Origin of the sequence: Ruminococcus sp. N15.MGS-57, assembly GCF_000980385.1 — a bacterium.
GTDB lineage: Bacteria > Bacillota > Clostridia > Oscillospirales > Ruminococcaceae > Hominimerdicola > Hominimerdicola aceti.
Genome location: NZ_LARF01000132.1, coordinates 1 through 766, shown reverse-complemented (window position 1 = coordinate 766; position 766 = coordinate 1). Strand labels below are relative to the sequence as shown.

Here is a 766-nt window from a genome sequence, read left to right as displayed (position 1 = left end):
TAGACAAATGGGGCGATTGGCAAGCTGCACAGCATATAGCTAAGAAATATGATGACGACGGATATCTTCGCAAGAAGAAATAGCACAAACAAAAATAAGCTGCTACAGAAAAATCTGTGGCAGCTTATCCTATTTGAATAGTCCTAATTTTAACCTATCAATATCGGCTCCTGATATCTGTTTGTACGAATCCATACTTATTCAGTTTATGTCACCTTACTCCCACAATGACTCCCTTATCCATTTCGTGCACAGTATCGCACAGCACTGAAATGTCCTCCGCCGAGTGTGAGCAAATAAGGATAGTCTTGCCCTGCTGTTTGTATGAAAGCAGGTACTCACGCATTTCTTTTACGCCGTCCTTGTCAAGGCCATTGAAAGGCTCGTCAAGAATGAGTATCTTTGGGTTTTCCATGATAGCCTGTGCAAGTCCCAAACGCTGCCGCATACCTAGACTATATTTGCGGACGTGACGCTTGAGGTCGGGATCAAGTCCTACCTGTTTCATGCTGTTTCTTATCTCATCTTTGCCGATCTTGTTGTTCAGCCCCGCAAGAAGTTTGAGATTCTTGTAGCCCGAATAGTAAGGTATAAACCCCGGTGTTTCAATGATAATTCCCATATCTTTCGGAAAATCAACGTCCTTTCCGACCTTCTTGCCGTCAACGATAATCTCACCGCTCGTGGGCTTGATAAAACCACATATGCACTTCATAAGCATTGTTTTTCCACTGCCGTTTCGTCCGATAAGTCCGTGTATCTTGCC

The 766-nt window shown here is 43.7% G+C and carries 1 protein-coding gene; it reads right to left on the bottom strand.

Going from position 1 to position 766, the window contains the following annotated elements:
• Positions 1-211: 211 nt before the first annotated feature.
• Positions 212-766: ATP-binding cassette domain-containing protein (locus tag WS40_RS10950; RefSeq protein ID WP_046442302.1), on the bottom strand; the 555-nt coding region annotated here is incomplete at its 5' end.